Below are 17,613 nucleotides of genomic sequence, written 5' to 3' on the forward strand. Positions count from 1 at the left end.
TCACACAAAGTGACGTATGTGACCATAGCAGGTCAACGGATTTTTTTGGCCAATTTGCAAAAATTTCATATTGACTGGGGTTTTCCACAGATCGGGATTTTACAGCAAGTGATTCACGAAGCTGTGATAACCACAAAGTCAGTTCCGCTCCCGCCCATAAAAAGCTCTTTAGCCACGACGGCTTATCGTGGCAAACGAACGCAAAGCATCACCACATGTTCTGCTCACCAAGCACTGGGTATTCACTTGGATGTATTTTTATCGAGACGCAGTCCCACTTCCAAATACAGAGAACCGCTGCAAACAAGCCACAGAGGAAGAGACAGAGAATCGCATTTTTAGGAGGATGGTCGGGGCGGCAGGATTCGAACCTACGACCCCCTGTACCCAAAACAGGTGCGCTACCAGACTGCGCCACGCCCCGGACCGTGCCTCCCTCTAGCGAGGTTTATTCGGTTTGAAAAGGCCCAGTGAACACGGAATGGAAAAAATTGTGCTGCTTCACGACCCGCAGGGCCATTTCGCCTTTGCGTTAGCTATAGCGGGGTGCCGCAATTCTGTGCCCTGAGTGATTCCAAATGCGCGCGCCAAACCGCCGTTCACCTCAAGCACATATTGGATCATATCCCCGCCAAAAATGCTTTCTTCACTCAGCGGAACAGCCTCGTGGTGCACATGCTGAACAACGCCCATGGCATCGACAAAGATCATGTCCAATGGAATGAGCGTGTTGCGCATCCAGAAACTGACCTCATCTGGTTTGTCATAAACAAAGAGCATCCCCGCACTTGGCGGCAAAGAGTCTCGATGCATCAATCCCTGGCCGCGCTCGGAGGGATCGTCGGCCACTTCAACGGTGAACTGCGCCTGCCCCCAATCCCCGCGGAGTTGCACAAGATCTTCGCGGCACGCCTCTGCCAATGCCGAAACGGGTGCTAAAAACAGCAGTATTGATGTTAGGAGTCTTTTGACTGCTTTACCGCGGTTTCCCATCCGCAAACCTCCGTGGCCATACGACCACGCTTACCTTCGATCACGCGGATTGCAAGCGCTTCACCTGGTTGCAGATCCGCCAGTCCTGAACGGCGCAGCACTTCGACATGTACAAACACGTCCTCGTCACGACCGAAGGTATTGGCAAACCCAAAGCCTTTGCCTTTATCAAACCACTTCACCCGCGCAGGCTCCAGCGGCGCAGAGCGGATGACTTCTGGGTCGATATCATCAAGATCGGCCAAGCCAGATGTCTCGATATCCTCGGGGGGCTCGATCTCAAGGACTTCGACGGCCTGCTCGCCGCGTTCTGTCTTTTGCACTTCCAGAAGAACACCGGCACGGTCTGCGACAGAACTTTGTCCAAAGTTCCGAAGCACATTCGCATGAAGCAAAATATCTGGGCCGCCTTCATCCGCGAGGACAAAGCCAAATCCCTTCACAGGATCAAACCATTTCACTCGGCCATGAACCGTGCGCGTTGTTGGAGTGTCTTCAGTCACCGCAGTGGTCCCACCCAAGTTCGAGGCCTAAATCTAATCTACTTTCAAAAGGGGCGAAAGGGGATTTCGCGCATAAATATACTTGCATTCCAGAGTGTTGCATTTGGCGTAACGTCAACGTCATGGATTGAGCCTCTCAATATTCCAGGAATCTGCGTCCGACTCACGACGCCAGACAAAGCGATCATGCAGACGAAATGCTCCATCGGCCCAAAACTCGATTTCCACCGGTGTGATTTTAAATCCGCCCCAAAAAGGCGGACGATCAGGGTTGGCACCTTTTAAGGCCGTGATCTTGGCGACCTCTGCCATGAGGTGTGCGCGTGACGAAAGCGATTCTGACTGCCGTGACGCCCACGCCCCCAAACGGCTTTTGAGGGATCGCGAGGCATAATATTCATCTGCCTCAGGGCCTTCTTCTTTTGTTACGGTGCCGCGAACCCGGATCTGACGGCGCAAAGACTTCCAATGCAACACGAGAGCCGCCTTGCCGCAGGTCTCAATTTCGCGCCCCTTTGCGCTTGCGTAATTTGTATAGAACCAGAACGCATCGTTCGAAATGTCCTTAAGCAACACCATGCGCACATTGGGCAATCCCGTCTCATCAACGGTCGCCAAGGCCATCGCGTTAGGATCATTGATCTCGCTGGCCTCTGCTTCGGACAACCACGCACGGGCCAGAGCAAACGGATCATCTCCGGCAAACTTCCCGTCTCTCTCGCTCATGTAACTGTCCCTTAGTCCCAGACTCGTTAACCTAAACTGTCCCGTCTATCTGACGTTGCAAATCCACATGCGTGTCAACCTGTCCAAACGAGGTACACCGTCTGGCTCTTGATGCTGCGGGTTTGATCGCCTAAAGCAACTATACACTAAAAAACACGGGCCGGGGGTATGATATGTCGAACTCTTTGATGGCAGGCAAACGCGGGCTGATTATGGGCCTTGCCAATGACAAGTCCATCGCATGGGGCATTGCCAAGGCCTGTGCAGAACAGGGCGCCGAATTAGCCTTTTCTTATCAAGGAGATGCCCTGAAAAAGCGTGTCTCGCCTCTGGCTGAGCAACTGGGGTCTGACATCGTTCTGCCCTGTGACGTGAGCGACCCGGCCTCAATCGATGAACTTTTCTCTGGTTTGCAAAATCGCTGGGATAATCTCGATTTCGTCGTTCATGCCATCGGGTTTTCCGACAAGAACGAGCTGCGCGGCCGCTATGTCGACACAAGCCGCGACAATTTCATGATGACAATGGACATCTCGGTCTATTCCTTTACGGCCGTGGCACAGCGCGCCGAGAAGATGATGAACAATGGCGGCGCGATGCTGACGCTGACCTACTATGGCGCAGAGCAGGTCATGCCGCATTACAATGTGATGGGCGTGGCCAAAGCCGCTCTTGAAGCGTCCGTCAAATATCTGGCCGAAGATCTGGGCAAGGACGGGATCCGCGTCAATGCCATCAGCGCGGGTCCGATCAAAACGCTTGCCGCATCTGGTATTGGCGATTTCCGCTACATCCTCAAATGGAATGAGCTGAACTCTCCCCTGCGACGCAATGTGTCCATAGGCGATGTCGGCAAATCAGCGCTTTACCTACTCTCTGACTTGGGCAGCGGTGTCACAGGTGAAAACCTGCATGTGGATGCAGGCTATCACGTGGTCGGAATGAAGGCGGTGGACGCACCAGACATCGACAAGACGTAAGGATTGCGGCTCCCAATGCGACTCGCAACACTCTTGCTCGTCATGGCTGCTATGCCGCTGCGCGCGCAAGAACTTTGCGGCGCTGACCCCGAAACACTGAGCAAGCATATCGCTGGAACATGGATGTCAGAAGTTGTGGCATCACGGGTCCATGTGGCCGGTGTCAAAGAACACGGGCCAAGCGGACATGTCGAAGCGATCACGTTTCAATTCACACCCTCTGGAGAAGGGCAGATGGCGATTAAAAACCAACCACTGGATGCCATGATTCAAGAGCCCGGCGGGTTGGCAATGCTTGGCAAGCCAGATCATCTAAGCGCGTTTGCCGCCGCTTCAGACTTCGCCACACCAGAAGAAAAGGCGCCGCACAAAGACTGCGACATTCGCTTTGTTCCACAAATCTCGGCCAACAAACCCGCAAACGACAGTGCTGAAGTCGCTAAAAACGAGGTAGAACTGATACTTCTGGCACCAGAATTGATGGCAGGCGCTCAAGTGGTTACGCTGGAAATTGAGGGGGTAGAGACAAAGATCGTCTCTGCACTTCTTTTGCGGCGCGACAAAGGAGCCTTGCAATGACACTTACGCATCTGATCGCCTTCAACTTGACCCTGCTGGCCGCCATGGCCGCGCCAGGACCGGCCTTTCTATTTGCGATCAAACAGGCCGTTTCTGGTGGATTTTGGACAGGCGTTGCGACTGGGGCCGGTCTTGGGCTAGTTGCGGCGGCCTGGACCGGTGCCGCGCTCTTGGGCCTTGATGTGATCTTCCGGCTTTTCCCGTTCATCTACACGGCTCTTAAGATCGGCGGCGCGCTCTATCTGATGTACCTCGCTTGGTCGATCTGGAAGAGCGCCAAGGAACCGCTTTCTGAAGCTGCGCAGCCGGGGGCCAAGGCCTTCTGGGGTGGGGTTCTGGTCAATCTGGCAAACCCCAAGTCGGTGCTCTTCGCCGCCTCAGTCCTGATCGTGATCTTCCCCGAAGGATTAAGTCTGGCTGAGAAAGGCTTGATTGTTCTCAATCATTTCTGTGTCGAACTTGTCGTCTATGCTCTTATGGCCGCCGCACTGGCCTCACCCCCTGCACGTGCGGGCTACCTGCGGCTGAAACCAATCTTTGATCGTATCGCTGCCCTGGTGCTCGGCGCACTCGGCTTGCGACTTTTATTGAATCGATAACTCAAAAGGACGGCTGCCATGACCGACCGCCTGCCCCATGAAAAAGGCTTTCACGTCAGCTGGGATCAGCTACACCGAGATGCGCGCGCGCTGGCCTGGCGTTTGCAGGGCGAAGCTCCGGAAGACGGCTGGCGTGCCATTGTGGCGATCACGCGGGGCGGCATGGCCCCGGCGATGATCATTGCGCGCGAGCTTGATGTGCGCGCCGTCGATACGATCAGCGTGAAATCCTATGACCATCAAACTCAAAGCGAGGCGGTGATTCTAAAATCTCCGGACATGGATTTGATGGGCGACGGCGACGGTGTTCTCATTATTGATGACCTGGTCGATACCGGGCGTACTCTGGAACTGGTCCGCAAACTGCTGCCTGCGGCGCATGTGGCGACGGTCTATGCCAAACCTAAAGGACGTGAGCTGGTGCATACATTCATCACCGAAGTGAGCCAGGATACCTGGATTTTCTTTCCATGGGATATGGCCCTGCAATATGTCGAACCCTATCGGGGGGCCTGAAATATGAGCCATCTTTCTCGCACGCAAACAACCTTTTCGCCCCCAGTAATGGAGGCACGCCGCTGGCTTGACGGCGTGCAGTTTACGCAAGACCGACCTCTTATCAACGTTAGTCAGGCAGCACCGGTCGACCCGCCCCCTGAGGCTCTGCGGCAGGTGATCGCCGAGGCGGCACTTTATACGCCGGAGGCGCATCTTTATGGCCCTGTTTTAGGTCGCCCTGATCTACGTGCCGAAGTGGCCAGCCAATGGCGTCGCGCATACGGCGCGGATGTGTCACCCGATCAGGTCGCCATCACCTCTGGCTGCAATCAGGCCTTTAGCGCGGCGATCACGGCGCTCTGCTCTGAAGGGGATGAGGTTATTCTGCCAACCCCATGGTATTTCAATCATAAAATGTGGTTGGATATGGCCGGAGTTGGCGCCGTTCCACTGCCCACTGATGCCGCTTTATTGCCCGACCCGGATGAGGCCAAGGCCCTGATCACCGACCGCACGCGCGCCATTGTTCTGGTCACACCCAACAATCCCGGCGGCGTGGAATACCCTGCGGATCTTGTCATGGCCATTTTCAAATTGGCGCAAACGCATGGCATTGCGTTGATTGTCGATGAGACCTACCGCGACTTTGATGCGCGCACCGGTGCGCCACATGCGCTGTTCCAGGAACCCAATTGGGACCAGACGCTGATTCAGCTTTACTCGTTTTCCAAAGCCTATCGCCTGACGGGCCACCGCGTTGGGGCCATGGTGGCCAGCACGCGCCTCTTGGCGGAAGTCGAAAAATTCCTCGACACGGTCACGATCTGCCCCAACCAGCTTGGCCAGATCGCGGCGCTTTGGGGCATGCAGAACCTTTCTCAATGGCTGGCCGGGGAACGCGACGAAATCCTCGACCGGCGCGCTGCCATTGAGGACAACATGCCCAAGCTGGCAGAGGCCGGATGGACCCTCATGGGCTGCGGCGCCTATTTTGCCTATATGCGACACCCGTTTGAAGGGTCTTCCAAGGACCTTGCGCCAAAGCTGGTGCAAGAGGCCGGTGTGCTCGCCCTGCCCGGCACGATGTTTCAGCCCGAAGGAGACCCAAACGGAGCGCGCCAATTCCGCATTGCTTTCGCCAATGTGAACCGCACTGAGGTCGGCCTGCTCTTTGATCGTCTAGCCGCACTACGCTGGCCTATTGCCCAAGCCTGAGAGACCGAATAGATACACGGTCAATCTGACGCATGAACCGTCACTGGCGAGGAAGAGCATGGCATCGAAAAGCATCACCAAACCACTGGTCTGGATTCTCATGGGCCTGCTCATTCTAGGGCTTGGCGGCTTTGGAGTGACCAGCCTGTCGGGCACATTGCGCAGCGTTGGCAAGGTTGGCGAGGCGGATATTCGGGTCGATGAGTATTTCCGCGGGCTGCAACAGGAAATCAACGCGTTGCAAGCCAGCCGTGGTGAACCTGTCAGCTTTATTCAAGCCAGTGCCGAAGGTGTGCCGGAACGCGTGCTGTCCCAGCTCATCAGCCAGGCGGCCTTTGATCATGAAATGATTTCAAGCGGTGTTTCCGTCGGAGATGAGGCGATCGGGGAACAAATCCTTGCCATGCCACAATTCCGCGGCGGCGATGGTGAGTTCAACCGCGAGGCCTATCGTTTTACCCTCGAACAGGCAGGCCTTTCAGAGCGCGACTTTGAAGAAAGCATGCGCCGCGACACCGCGCGCAGCTTCCTGCAGGCATCTGTTCTGGCGGGCGTGACGCTTCCTGATGCCTATGGCGACACGCTTGCCGCCTATCTGGGCGAACGCCGTGCCATTACATGGAGCCTGCAGACGCGCAACGATTTAGAGATTGGCATACCGGAGCCGACTGAGGCCGATCTGCAAGCCTACCACCAGGAAAACGCCGCTCTTTTCACACGCCCGGAATCCAAGCGCATCACCTATGCCTGGCTCACGCCGGAAATGATCGTGGACACGGTGGAGATTGACGATCAATCCCTGCGCGACGCTTATGAACTTCGCTTTGATGAATTTAACCAACCAGAGCGACGCATGGTGGACCGGCTTGTCTTTCCATCCGAGGATGATGCAGCTGCGGCTGCAGATCGCGTTGCATTGGGCACGGTCAGCTTCTCGGATCTTGTATCAGAGCGCGGCCTGCAACTCTCGGACACCGATATGGGTGTGGTGACGGCCCGTGATCTGGGTGACAATTCTGACGCTATTTTCGCTGGTCTGACAGGACACGTCATCGGCCCCGTTGAGACCAATCTTGGCCCGGCGCTCTTCCGTATCAACGCTATTCTTGAGGCGCAGGAGACCACCTTTGAAGACGCCCTGCCACAGCTTCGAGAAAGTGTCGGCGCCGACCGCGCCCGCCGTGTGGTGGAATCGCAAGTCGACAGTATTGACGACCTGCTTGCCGGCGGCGCGACTGTTGAGGACCTCGCCGAAGAGACCGACATGCAGGTGGCCGAGATCGTCTGGAACCCGACCGTCAGCGATGACATCGCCGCCTATGAGGCCTTCCGCGCCGCTGCTGCGTCACTGACCGAGAACGACTTTCCAGAGGTCATGCAGCTTGATGATGGCAGCATCTATGCCATGCGGCTGGATGAAACGATCCCGCCCGAACTTGCGCCACTTGAGGACGTGCGTGACGAGGTTGTCGCGGGATGGGAAAACCAGACCTATGTTGAGCTTCTGGTTGAAAAGGTCACACCGCTTATCGAGGAGATGCGCGACGGCAAGACCTTTGAAGGTGTCGATCTGGCGGTGACTGGAACGCAAGAGCTCACCCGCCGGGGTTTTGTCGACAATGCACCTGCCGATTTCATTGACCGCGTGTTTTCCATGGATGCAGGCGAAGTGGCACTGATCCGTGGACCGGGCCGTGTCTTTGTGCTCAAACTCGATAGCATTCAGCCTCCGGATGAAGCAGATGAGGATTTAACGCAAGTGATCCAGCAACTTCGCAACGAGGCGGCAGGCACTGTTTCACGCGACTACCTGCAAATTCTGGCAACTGACATTCGCAGCCGCGCAGGCATCGAGATTGACGAAGCGGCGATCAATGCCGTGCATCTGAACTTTCAGTAACGGACGACCACATTGGACCTGATCCCATCATTTGAGGCCTTTGCGAAAGGCTATGAGGCAGGCCAGAACCAGGTCGTGTATACCAAGCTTGCGGCTGATCTCGACACACCTGTATCTCTTATGCTCAAACTCACCGGCGCGGCGCGCGATGCGTTCATGCTGGAGTCCGTCACCGGCGGCGAGGTGCGCGGGCGTTATTCGATCATTGGCATGAAGCCTGATCTTGTCTGGCAATGCCACGGCACCACCAGCCGCATCAACCGACAGGCACGATATGACGCCGACGCGTTCACCCAGCTTGAGGGCGATCCGCTGGACCGCCTACGCGATCTGATTGCGGAAAGCCGGATCGACCTACCTGATGATCTGCCTGCCGCCAGCGCCGGGCTCTTTGGCTATCTGGGCTATGACATGATCCGGCTGGTCGAACATCTGCCCAATGTGAACCCGGATCCGCTTGGCCTGCCTGATGCGATGCTGCAACGCCCTTCGGTGATTGCGGTGCTGGACGGGGTCAAGGGCGACGTTACAGTGGTATCCCCGGCTTGGGTGAGTGAGGGCCAAAGCGCGCGCGCGGCCTATGCGCAGGCGGCTGAGCGTGTCATGGATGCCGTGCGCGACATGGAACGCGCCCTGCCCCAACAGGCCCGCGATCTCGGTGAGGCCGATGATACGGCCGAGCCGCAGTCAAATTTCACGCGTGAGGGTTACAAGGCGGCAGTTGAAACGGCCAAGGAATATATCCGCGCGGGTGACATCTTTCAGGTTGTTCCAAGCCAGCGCTGGACACAAAACTTCACGCGGCCGCCCTTCACGCTTTACCGCAGCCTGCGGCGCACCAATCCGTCGCCCTTCATGTTCTACTTCAACTTCGGCGGCTTTCAGGTGGTTGGGGCCAGCCCGGAAATCCTTGTGCGTGTGATGGATGGCGAGGTTACGATCCGCCCCATTGCGGGTACGCGTCCCCGTGGCGCGACACCAGAAGAAGACAGAGCGCATGAGGCAGATTTGCTGGCCGATCCCAAGGAACTGGCGGAGCACCTCATGCTACTGGATTTGGGGCGCAACGATGTGGGCCGCGTGGCCAAGATCGGCACGGTGCATCCCACTGAAGAGTTCATCATCGAGCGCTACAGCCACGTGATGCATATCGTCTCAAACGTCGTGGGGGACTTGAGCGAGGAGCATGACGCGCTCTCAGCCCTTCTGGCCGGGCTTCCGGCGGGCACAGTCTCGGGTGCGCCCAAGGTGCGGGCGATGGAGATCATTGATGAACTGGAGCCGGAGAAGCGTGGCGTTTACGGCGGTGGCGTCGGGTATTTCAGCGCCGGTGGCGATATGGATGTGTGCATCGCGCTGCGCACGGCGGTGGTGAAAGACCAAAAGCTCTATATCCAGGCCGGAGGCGGCGTGGTTTACGACAGCGACCCAGAGGCCGAATTCATGGAAACAGTGCACAAATCCAACGCCATTCGGCGCGCCGCAGCCGATGCTGCACGGTTTGACCGGGATGACAATGGCTGATCGGGCGACCCCGTGACCCGCGTTCTGCTCTTTAACAAACCTTACGGTGTCCTCTCGCAATTTACCGACAAAGGCACCGAGGGCAGTCCTCGCGAGACCCTTTCGGATTACATTGACGTCCCCGGAGTATACGCCGCGGGGCGTCTGGATCGCGACAGCGAGGGGCTCTTGGTTCTGACCGATAATGGACGACTTCAAGCGCGACTTTCAAATCCCCGTTTCAAAACGGAAAAAACCTATCTCGCTCAAGTTGAGGGCGTGCCGGACGACATGGCGGTACGGGACTTATGCGATGGCGTTACACTCAAAGATGGCCCGACACGACGCGCCAAAGTTCGACAGATTGAGGCGCCGGATATCTGGGAGCGCGACCCGCCCATCCGCTACCGCAAATCTGTGCCTGATAGTTGGTTGGAAATCACCCTATCCGAGGGGCGCAACCGGCAAGTGCGCCGCATGACGGCGCATGTGGGAAATCCCACGCTCAGACTGATCCGATGGCGGATTGGGGAGTGGACAGTTCAAGGGTTAAAGCCGGGCCAATGGCGCGAGGCGCTCTAAGCACCGTCAGACTTGCCTGATGTGCCAACTGTCTTCTCGCTGCGCGCAGCGCCCTCACGCGAAGATCAGCGCCACCACAAAACCCGCCGACATCGCAAACACAATACCTGCCGCGTAAGTTGTCGCTTTTACCGGCTTTTTCTTTGGCTTCATGGTCCATTGCGACCACTTTTGATGCTTGTCAATTACGTCGGCATCGTCCCAGTAACTCATCCCCACAACTCCCAGTACACAATAGAATGAGACTGGAATCGTACGAGATTGTGGCAGAAATGTGGCAAGTGTGGTGAAGCTGTGTCAAACAGCCCAAATTGCTGAATTCCAGGGAAAAAAGTGGAATTAATACCTGTAATTTCAAAGAACTGTATTCAAAATGGAAAGAATGGGACCTGAACGAGCAGGCGCATTGATGCGATAAGCGTCAAAAACTGAAAATATCGCCCATGTTTTCGATGATGGACACAAGCAACACCACGCCCGCGACAAGCACCGCGATCCACCAGAAGAAATGGAAAACGATCGCTGCAACACCAAAGCTTGTCCCGTAGACCGAAAAGCGCCAGTTCTCACGCAGCACGCCCGAGATGAGTGACAAGATGATGGCCAGCACACCGAAAACAGGCGCGGCTATTGCAACATAGCTCCAGATCGACGGAGACACAGCTTCCGGTTCCGGCTGCGGCAAGCCCAGCAAACTACGCCAGGCAGAGCGTTTGATGTCTCCTGCGATTTCGCCAATCTGCGTCCCAATAGAAGGTTTGGTCTCAAAGGTCGGCCCTACGATCTGCGCAAAGACCAAAAGAAGGGCCATTGCCCCCGCTAAAACGGCGTAAAACCCCCAAGTCCTCAGGAACTCAGGCCGGTCTGGGTTAGGCATATGCATTTGGGTTTCCATGAAATGCTTGTGCGGACCAACTTCGGCAAAACTGTGGTTTTGGCGGGAAATGTTTTGGAAAAAGATCAGCGAGCTGCTGTGTGCATAGCTCTTGTTTGGCACTGAGAAAACCGATGAAGGGCTGGTTTGAGCCCAACCTGTGAATTCGAAATTCTTGCTGCGTGCGCTCGCAGCGAGATTGTTTCGACAACTGTGAAGTCGTTCTTGCTGCAACGCAATCACAGAAACGGTCATTCGCGCTGGTTGCGGCGAACCAGCCGGAGCGAACTCACAGGTGGCGGAACCGGGCTGTCCTTTGGGTAGTTGCCAATCTTCCTAAAGGCTTGTGTTGCCTACCGTCTAAGAGACCTAGGTGTGAATAGTCCAAAGGGACTGTTTCCTTAGGAGAACGTCCGGTCAGGCACCTTATCTTGGCCAAAGCTTCAGAAGCAAGAACAATGCTCCGAGACCAACAACCAACAATCCGACGGAGATCCAAAGAAAAGCAAACGGCTGGGTCGCAAGGGGGATACCAGCGACATTCATCCCGAACAGACCAGCGACAAAACTCAAAGGCAGAAAAACGCCTGCAACAATGGAAAGCAGCACCATGGTTTTGTTCAAACGCTCGGTGACGCGAACTGAGACGAAATCTTGAAGGATCGAGGCGCGAAGCTGCATCGTGTCGAGTTGCTCGACCAACCGGGTGATGCGGTCAACTATGTCAGTCAGCCGCCGCTCCTGAAGCTCGGTCTGCCAATCAAAAGTTTCCGCGATAAGCACGTCCAACGCATCGCGTTGTGGAGCTATGAAGCGTCGAAGCAGAACAATCTTGCGGCGAATTTCCGTAATCTCCTTACGCAGCATGGGGACCGGTTTGAGCGACTGTTCGTCTTCCAGCCCGTCCAATGCAGTATCAACGCTTTCGATAACTTCTTGCATGCGGTCTGTTAGCCGGTCCGTCAGGGCAACCACGAACTCACCCGGTGAGTCAGGTCCGTTACCCGCCTCAATCTCCCTTGCCATAACGTCCACTGCGTCGAGGTGCCGAACCTGAAACGTCACCACTTTGGTGGTGTCGATCCAGAGGCGCGGAGAAACCATGTCTTCAGGATCGGCACCGGGTTCCGTGTTGACGCCCCGGAGGATCAGCAGTGCGCCGGAACCATGCGGCAAACACCTGGGTCTGGTGTCCTCCGCGATTAGCGCGGCGACCGTAACAGCATCGACTGCGTCAATCGAACCCAGAGCCATTTTGAGCTCCGGCATATCAGCCTTGAGCCGATGCCAGGCGGTATCGGAGGATTCCTGCCCTAGGCGACGTGCCAGCTTGATTGGTTCTTTAGACATGAGGATCAGCGATCTTTTCGGGGTTGGTCTTTGGGCCACAAGAATCATCAATCAGCGTAACTTAATGCGTCTCAAAGTTCTCCACTCGAAGGGCCAAAAGAAAATTATTGACGACTGATCTCTTGAAGCTTGTCTGAGTAATGCCGATCTTCTTTGTGACGCGAGATGGCCGGGCAGCTCCGTTGCGGTTCCAGTGAGAAGTTCCTGAGACGCCACTCTTCCGATGCAGGACCAACACGCGATCTCTTGCCGATAAGTTTTGGTGGTTTGGTCGTCTGCTACCTGTGATGGGAACCGCTTCCTCCGGCGAATATCTGACCGTCTGTGGAGCATCCATGACCATAAAATCCATCTTGGCACGAAAGAGTGCTTCAGTCCCCTTAATCGGGCCGACTGCCCCTTTGGAAGCGGCACTTGTCCATTTGGAGCAGGACGAAATCTCCGCTCTGATTGTGTCAGGCGGCGGCGAGCGAATTGAGGGAATCCTGACCGCTGCCGACATTGCACGCGGCCTGCACAAATACGGAGCCGACATCGTCGGTCTTTCAGTAAACCGACTGATGACTCGCGATGTGAAAACTTGCGATGTCTCGGCCTCGATCGCAGATGTGCACAAGCTGATGTCCAAACATCAGATTCGCCATGTTCCGGTTACACGGAACGGGGCGCTGTGCGGTCTGATCAACATCCTGGATGTTATTCAGGGACGGCTGGACGACAGCGAGACCGATGCAAAGTCTTTGCGTGACTACGTGGCCGGTCGTGCGTGAGGCGGTGGTCTAAAGGCATTTCCGTCGGATTGTTCGCAACTGGCGGCGCTTGCTTCAGCACCGCAAATGCAGACTTTCCTTGACGACCGGGTGGCCGGGGTTGCAATGCAAATCTGGCAACGGAACTGTTCCGAGTAGACCAAGTCCGTGTCGTAATTGAGAGGCTGTAATTGACCGTACTGTTTCTCCTCCTTGGGTTTGTCCTGCTCATTGCCGGTGCCGAGACTCTCGTGCGGGGGGCCGTGGGACTTGCGGAGCGATTGAAAATACCGCCCATCGTCATCGGCCTGACCCTGGTTGGCTTCGGCACGTCGACACCTGAGCTGGTGACCAGTCTGCAAGCGATGCTCGCGGGTGCGCCCGGTATCGCCGTGGGCAACGTTGTGGGCAGCAACGTTGCCAATATTCTTTTGATCCTCGGGATCGCCGCGCTTCTCAGCCCGATGAGCGTTGCGCCGGCCGCCATTCGGCGCGATGGCACTGTTCTCGTCCTGGCCAGTCTGGCCTGTCTTGCCGTGGTGTTGACCGGGGCAGTCCCCCGTTGGGTGGGTTTTGCCTTTTTGATCGCGCTCGCCAGCTACATCCTGATCACCTATATCAGCGAGAGCGAAAATGGTTCTGCTTCCGCAGCCTTGCATCAGGCCGAGGCCGCCGCTGCCCCCGCCGCGCCGCAATCGGTCTGGCTGATGGTGTTGAGTTTTGCAGGCGGTCTCGCGCTTACGATCCTGGGGGCGCGCTGGCTTGTAGCAAGTTCCATCGACTTTGCCAGGATTGCGGGCGTATCTGAAACGGTCATCGGCCTTACCATCGTGGCGGTTGGCACCTCGCTGCCGGAATTGGTGACTTCGGCCATCGCGGCGCTCCGAGGACAAGGGGACGTCGCGTTTGGCAATATCGTGGGCAGTAACATCTTCAATATTCTGGGCATTCTGGGAGTAACCGCTGCTGTGGCTCCAATCCCGGTGCCGCCCGAGATAGCGTGGTTTGACATCTGGGTCATGCTTGCGGCGACCGGCGCGCTCATTGCCGTTGCGATGACGGGTTGGTTGATCCGCCGCAGTGAAGGGCTGGTTCTGCTCATGGCCTATGGGGCCTATCTGGCCGCAACACTGGTCATGGCTTCTGCAACTTGAATGGAATGGGAAAATCCTCCCACAAGGCTCTTGAATTACGAAAAACCAAGGCGCATATTCGCATCGTCTGAATGTCGCGACAGAATCGACGATGGGCGCGCGACGGCGCATTCGGCGTTGGAACCATTTCCAAATGGATCAAGAAAGTTCTCCTGTTACGGAGCCTCCGGATATCGGGCATATCGCCAGGGTTTTCTCTTCTCCACTCAATCCAAACCACCAAAAATCTGAGCCACGACGCGCAAGGGCGCGGGCAGAGCGTTTTCCAATCGGCCCGGAGACCGGAGCGTTTCGGCGGCGCTTCTTCCCTGACGCCACCTTGGCGGATTGGAACGACTGGCGCTGGCAAATGCGCGCCCGGATACGTTCTGTGGCGGAGCTTGAACGGATCTTCGATCTCAGTGACGAAGAGCGTGAAGCAGTCAGCAGACATGCGGGCGGGCTGCCCGTGGGCATCACCCCTTACTATGCCAGCATTATGGGCCTGGGCGAACCCGGGGAACCGCTACGCCGCACGCATATACCCGTGGGCCAGGAATACCTGAGCACGCCCGGTGAGGCGGACGACCCTCTGGGTGAGGATCACGACACCTCCGTGCCGGGGCTTGTGCACCGATATCCCGACCGGGTTCTCTTCCTGACAACCGGGACTTGTTCGACCTATTGCCGCTATTGCACCCGTTCGCGGATGGTTGGGCAATCGGGTGGCGAATACCAGTTTTCAACCCGTCAGTGGGAACAGGCGCTTGGTTACATCGAGGCGCACCCGGAAATTCGCGATGTGCTCCTGTCGGGTGGTGATCCATTGACCATTTCCGATGAGAAGTTGGACTATCTGCTGGGCCGTTTGCACGCCATTCGCCATGTGGAATTCGTGCGCATGGGCACAAAGGTGCCTACGGTGCTGCCGATGCGGATCACGCGCGATCTGGTCCGGGTGCTGAAGAAACACCGCCCGCTCTGGATGTCGATCCACGCGACCCATCCGACGGAACTGACGCTCGAAGTGACCGAGGCCTATGCGCGCCTTGCCGATGCCGGTATTCCGCTTGGGTCTCAGACCGTTCTGCTGAAAGGCATCAACGACAGTGTCGAGACCATGAAGGCGCTCAATCACGGGCTGCTGAAACGTCGGGTGAAGCCCTATTATCTTTATCAGTGCGACCCGATCACAGGCTCGGCCCATTTCCGCACGCCGGTCGCGAAGGGGCTGGAGATCATCGAAGGTTTGCGCGGCCACACGACCGGATACGCTGTTCCACAATACGTGATCGATGCCCCGGGCGGCGGCGGCAAAATCCCTCTGCTGCCCGACTATCTCGTGGGCCGCGACGGCGACGACCTGATCTTGCGCAACTTCGAAGGCAAGCAGTATCGCTACCACGACCCGGTTGAGGTCGTTGTCTCAGACGTGGAGGGCGCGCCATGCTGATCGGGCTGACCTATGATCTGCGCGACGATTACGCTGGGATGGACTTGTCGGAAGAGGCGTTGGCCGAATTCGACAGCCCAGAGACTGTCGAGGCGCTGGAAGCCGCACTCACGCGCGCCGGGCACCGCACCGACCGGATCGGCAACATCCGCGCTCTGGCGGTTCGGCTTGTGGCCGGAGATCGCTGGGATTTGGTGTTCAATATCGCCGAGGGGCTCTCGGGCCGTTCACGTGAAGCGCAGGTTCCGGCGTTGCTGGAAGCCTACGGCGTTCCCTACACCTTCTCTGATCCGCTGACGCAGGCGATTGGCCTTGATAAGGCAGTGGCTAAGCGGATTGTGCGGGATGCCGGTTTGCCGACCGCGCCATTTGCCGTGTTTCAAAGTGCAGATAACGTAAAGAAGAACGAACATCCCTATTCACTATTCCTGAAACCCTTGGCAGAGGGCACAGGGAAGGGTTGCGAAAACGCCTCAAAAGTTACTGATGCCGAGACCGCCGCCCGTGTTGTTGAAGACTTGATCGCGCGGTTCAACCAGCCCGTGCTGGCCGAGACCTATCTTCCGGGTCGCGAGTTTACGGTTGGCATCCTTGGAAACGGGGCCGATGCGCGCGTTATCGCTGTGATGGAGATTACCTCGCGCGACCGGTCTGGTGATCAGATCTACAGCTTCCAGACCAAGGAACATTGGGAAGAGCATGTTCTGTACCGGCTCGCTGACGATGCCGAGGCACGCGAAGCCGGGCGGGTTGCGCTTGCCGCCTACCGAGTCCTGCAGTGTCGCGATGCGGCTCGGATAGACCTGCGATCCGATGCCGCTGGTCAACCGCAGTTTCTCGAAGTCAACACATTGGCGGGCCTGCACCCGACCCATTCCGATTTGCCGATCCTCTCGGCCAAGGCCGGGATGTCCTATGACGATCTGATCACAGGCATCCTTTCCGCAGCCCTTTCGCGGATCGACCGTAACGAGGAGGCGCACCGCGTCGCGTCATGAAAGGTTTAACCATCCCCGTCCTGCACGGGGCAACCGGCAACACGCCGGACGAACTCGACACCGTGCGCACCGCCCTTGCGGTCCGAGATGCGCTCGTCTCTCTCGGTGCACAGTCCTGGCTTGTGACATTGGACCACGGCGCTGACTCTCTGGACGCGCTTGCAACTGATCAACCCGACCTCGTCTTCAACCTGGTGGAAGCGATTGACGGCCTGGCTGGCCCAGCGGCTGCCATCCCCAAGGCCCTTGCGCGCCGAGAACTACCCTTCACCGGTTGCGGGACTGAGGCCTCCTGGGTCTGCCGGTCCAAGGTTGCACAGAAGGTGCGCATGCGGTCGGCCGGGCTGCCGACACCCGCATGGAGCCAGAACGGTGCCTCCTTGGCCCGTGCACCGAAGGTGATCGTCAAATCAATAACCGAACACGCCTCGATCGGCATCGATCAGGCCTCCGTCATGTCCGGCCGGCGGGCAGCACAGGTCATCGCTGACGGGATGGCTCGGACCGGCGATCCACATTTTGCCGAGGCTTTTATCGATGGCCGCGAATTCGCCTTGTCCCTGCTTGAGACCGATGATGGTCTGAGAGTTTTGCCTCCGGCAGAGATCCTTTTTGTCGGCTATGGCGACGACGTGCATCGCATCGTTGATTACGACGCGAAATGGGTCGAGGACAGCCATGGCTACCAGAACACCCCGCGCCGTTTCGATTTTCCAGAAACGGATGATGCTCTGCTGGAAGAGTTGCAACGTCTCGCCCGAGCCTGCTGGGACTTGTTCGGACTGTCGGGATATGCCCGCATCGATTTTCGTGTCGATGAGGCCGGGCAACCCTGGATCCTGGAGGTCAATACCAACCCCTGTCTGGCGCCTGACGCAGGGTTCATGGCGGCTGCCGCAGAAGCCGGGCAGACTTTTGAAGCGGTCATCGCCGAGATCGTATCGGCAGGCCTACACACATCGAAGAAGGCCGCCTGAG

At 57.2% G+C, this 17,613-nt stretch carries 19 protein-coding genes and 1 tRNA gene; 13 read left to right on the plus strand and 7 right to left on the minus strand.

Features of this window, described 5'->3' with window-relative positions; translation table 11 throughout:
- Positions 1-347 precede the first annotated feature (347 nt).
- The 4 genes from RZS32_RS17545 to pdxH form a co-directional block, all read right to left on the minus strand.
- Positions 348-424, minus strand: a tRNA-Pro gene (locus tag RZS32_RS17545).
- Between the two features lie 77 nt (positions 425-501).
- Positions 502-894, minus strand: coding sequence for a DUF192 domain-containing protein (locus RZS32_RS17550; protein WP_422395926.1), 393 nt, complete (start codon positions 892-894; stop codon positions 502-504).
- Between the two features lie 62 nt (positions 895-956).
- Entirely contained in the window at positions 957-1,496 is a 540-nt protein-coding gene (locus RZS32_RS17555) for a cold-shock protein (protein WP_317054841.1), read from the minus strand.
- Between the two features lie 120 nt (positions 1,497-1,616).
- Entirely contained in the window at positions 1,617-2,222 is a 606-nt protein-coding gene (pdxH, locus tag RZS32_RS17560) for a pyridoxamine 5'-phosphate oxidase (RefSeq protein ID WP_317054842.1), read from the minus strand.
- A 173-nt stretch (positions 2,223-2,395) separates the two neighbouring features.
- Here pdxH and fabI point away from each other — a divergent pair, with 173 nt between their 5' ends.
- Genes fabI through RZS32_RS17600 form a run of 8 tightly spaced genes read left to right on the plus strand, consistent with a single transcriptional unit; the run spans position 2,396 to position 10,078 of the window.
- Positions 2,396-3,202: an enoyl-ACP reductase FabI gene (fabI, locus tag RZS32_RS17565; protein ID WP_317054843.1), complete on the plus strand. Its 807-nt coding sequence runs from the start codon at positions 2,396-2,398 to the stop codon at positions 3,200-3,202.
- Between the two features lie 15 nt (positions 3,203-3,217).
- Positions 3,218-3,781: a hypothetical protein gene (locus RZS32_RS17570; RefSeq protein WP_317054844.1), complete on the plus strand. Its 564-nt coding sequence runs from the start codon at positions 3,218-3,220 to the stop codon at positions 3,779-3,781.
- Entirely contained in the window at positions 3,778-4,380 is a 603-nt protein-coding gene (locus RZS32_RS17575; RefSeq protein WP_317054845.1) for a LysE family translocator, read from the plus strand. The genes RZS32_RS17570 and RZS32_RS17575 overlap by 4 nt, the downstream gene beginning before the upstream one ends.
- Before the next feature lie 18 nt (positions 4,381-4,398).
- Positions 4,399-4,896, plus strand: coding sequence for a xanthine phosphoribosyltransferase (gpt, locus tag RZS32_RS17580; RefSeq protein ID WP_317054846.1), 498 nt, complete (start codon positions 4,399-4,401; stop codon positions 4,894-4,896).
- A 3-nt stretch (positions 4,897-4,899) separates the two neighbouring features.
- Positions 4,900-6,093, plus strand: a complete 1,194-nt coding sequence (locus RZS32_RS17585) for an aminotransferase (protein WP_317054847.1) — start codon at positions 4,900-4,902, stop codon at positions 6,091-6,093.
- 58 nt (positions 6,094-6,151) lie between these two features.
- The gene (locus tag RZS32_RS17590; RefSeq protein ID WP_317054848.1) at positions 6,152-7,993 is read left to right on the plus strand and encodes a peptidyl-prolyl cis-trans isomerase; all 1,842 of its coding nucleotides are present in this window, start codon (positions 6,152-6,154) and stop codon (positions 7,991-7,993) included.
- Positions 7,994-8,005: 12 nt separating this feature from the next.
- Positions 8,006-9,517: an anthranilate synthase component I gene (gene trpE / locus RZS32_RS17595; protein WP_317054849.1), complete on the plus strand. Its 1,512-nt coding sequence runs from the start codon at positions 8,006-8,008 to the stop codon at positions 9,515-9,517.
- Between the two features lie 12 nt (positions 9,518-9,529).
- Positions 9,530-10,078 (plus strand): pseudouridine synthase, encoded by a 549-nt coding sequence (locus RZS32_RS17600; RefSeq protein ID WP_317054850.1) that lies wholly within the window; start codon positions 9,530-9,532, stop codon positions 10,076-10,078.
- 54 nt (positions 10,079-10,132) lie between these two features.
- On the opposite strand, the gene RZS32_RS17605 is transcribed toward RZS32_RS17600, so the two are convergent.
- The 3 genes from RZS32_RS17605 to RZS32_RS17615 all read right to left on the minus strand — a co-directional run bounded on the left by RZS32_RS17605 (position 10,133) and on the right by RZS32_RS17615 (position 12,302).
- Positions 10,133-10,291: a hypothetical protein gene (locus RZS32_RS17605; RefSeq protein WP_317054851.1), complete on the minus strand. Its 159-nt coding sequence runs from the start codon at positions 10,289-10,291 to the stop codon at positions 10,133-10,135.
- A 208-nt stretch (positions 10,292-10,499) separates the two neighbouring features.
- The gene (locus RZS32_RS17610) at positions 10,500-10,961 is read right to left on the minus strand and encodes a hypothetical protein (RefSeq protein ID WP_339106740.1); all 462 of its coding nucleotides are present in this window, start codon (positions 10,959-10,961) and stop codon (positions 10,500-10,502) included.
- 417 nt (positions 10,962-11,378) lie between these two features.
- The gene (locus RZS32_RS17615; protein WP_317054853.1) at positions 11,379-12,302 is read right to left on the minus strand and encodes a CorA family divalent cation transporter; all 924 of its coding nucleotides are present in this window, start codon (positions 12,300-12,302) and stop codon (positions 11,379-11,381) included.
- A gap of 335 nt (positions 12,303-12,637) precedes the next feature.
- Between RZS32_RS17615 and RZS32_RS17620 the strand changes: the two genes are divergently transcribed.
- From RZS32_RS17620 to RZS32_RS17640, 5 genes are all read left to right on the plus strand, one after another.
- Positions 12,638-13,072: a CBS domain-containing protein gene (locus RZS32_RS17620; protein WP_317054854.1), complete on the plus strand. Its 435-nt coding sequence runs from the start codon at positions 12,638-12,640 to the stop codon at positions 13,070-13,072.
- 170 nt (positions 13,073-13,242) lie between these two features.
- Entirely contained in the window at positions 13,243-14,205 is a 963-nt protein-coding gene (locus RZS32_RS17625) for a calcium/sodium antiporter (protein ID WP_317054855.1), read from the plus strand.
- A 133-nt stretch (positions 14,206-14,338) separates the two neighbouring features.
- Positions 14,339-15,637 (plus strand): KamA family radical SAM protein, encoded by a 1,299-nt coding sequence (locus RZS32_RS17630; protein ID WP_317054856.1) that lies wholly within the window; start codon positions 14,339-14,341, stop codon positions 15,635-15,637.
- Complete coding sequence (locus RZS32_RS17635) at positions 15,631-16,635, plus strand: D-alanine--D-alanine ligase family protein (RefSeq protein WP_317054857.1); 1,005 nt, start codon at positions 15,631-15,633, stop codon at positions 16,633-16,635. The genes RZS32_RS17630 and RZS32_RS17635 overlap by 7 nt, the downstream gene beginning before the upstream one ends.
- Positions 16,632-17,612: a D-alanine--D-alanine ligase family protein gene (locus tag RZS32_RS17640; RefSeq protein WP_317054858.1), complete on the plus strand. Its 981-nt coding sequence runs from the start codon at positions 16,632-16,634 to the stop codon at positions 17,610-17,612. Before RZS32_RS17635 ends, RZS32_RS17640 begins: the two co-directional genes overlap by 4 nt.
- The last annotated feature ends 1 nt before the right edge of the window (position 17,613 follow it).

The organism is Roseovarius sp. W115 (assembly GCF_032842945.2).
Taxonomy (GTDB): Bacteria; Pseudomonadota; Alphaproteobacteria; order Rhodobacterales; family Rhodobacteraceae; genus Roseovarius; species Roseovarius rhodophyticola.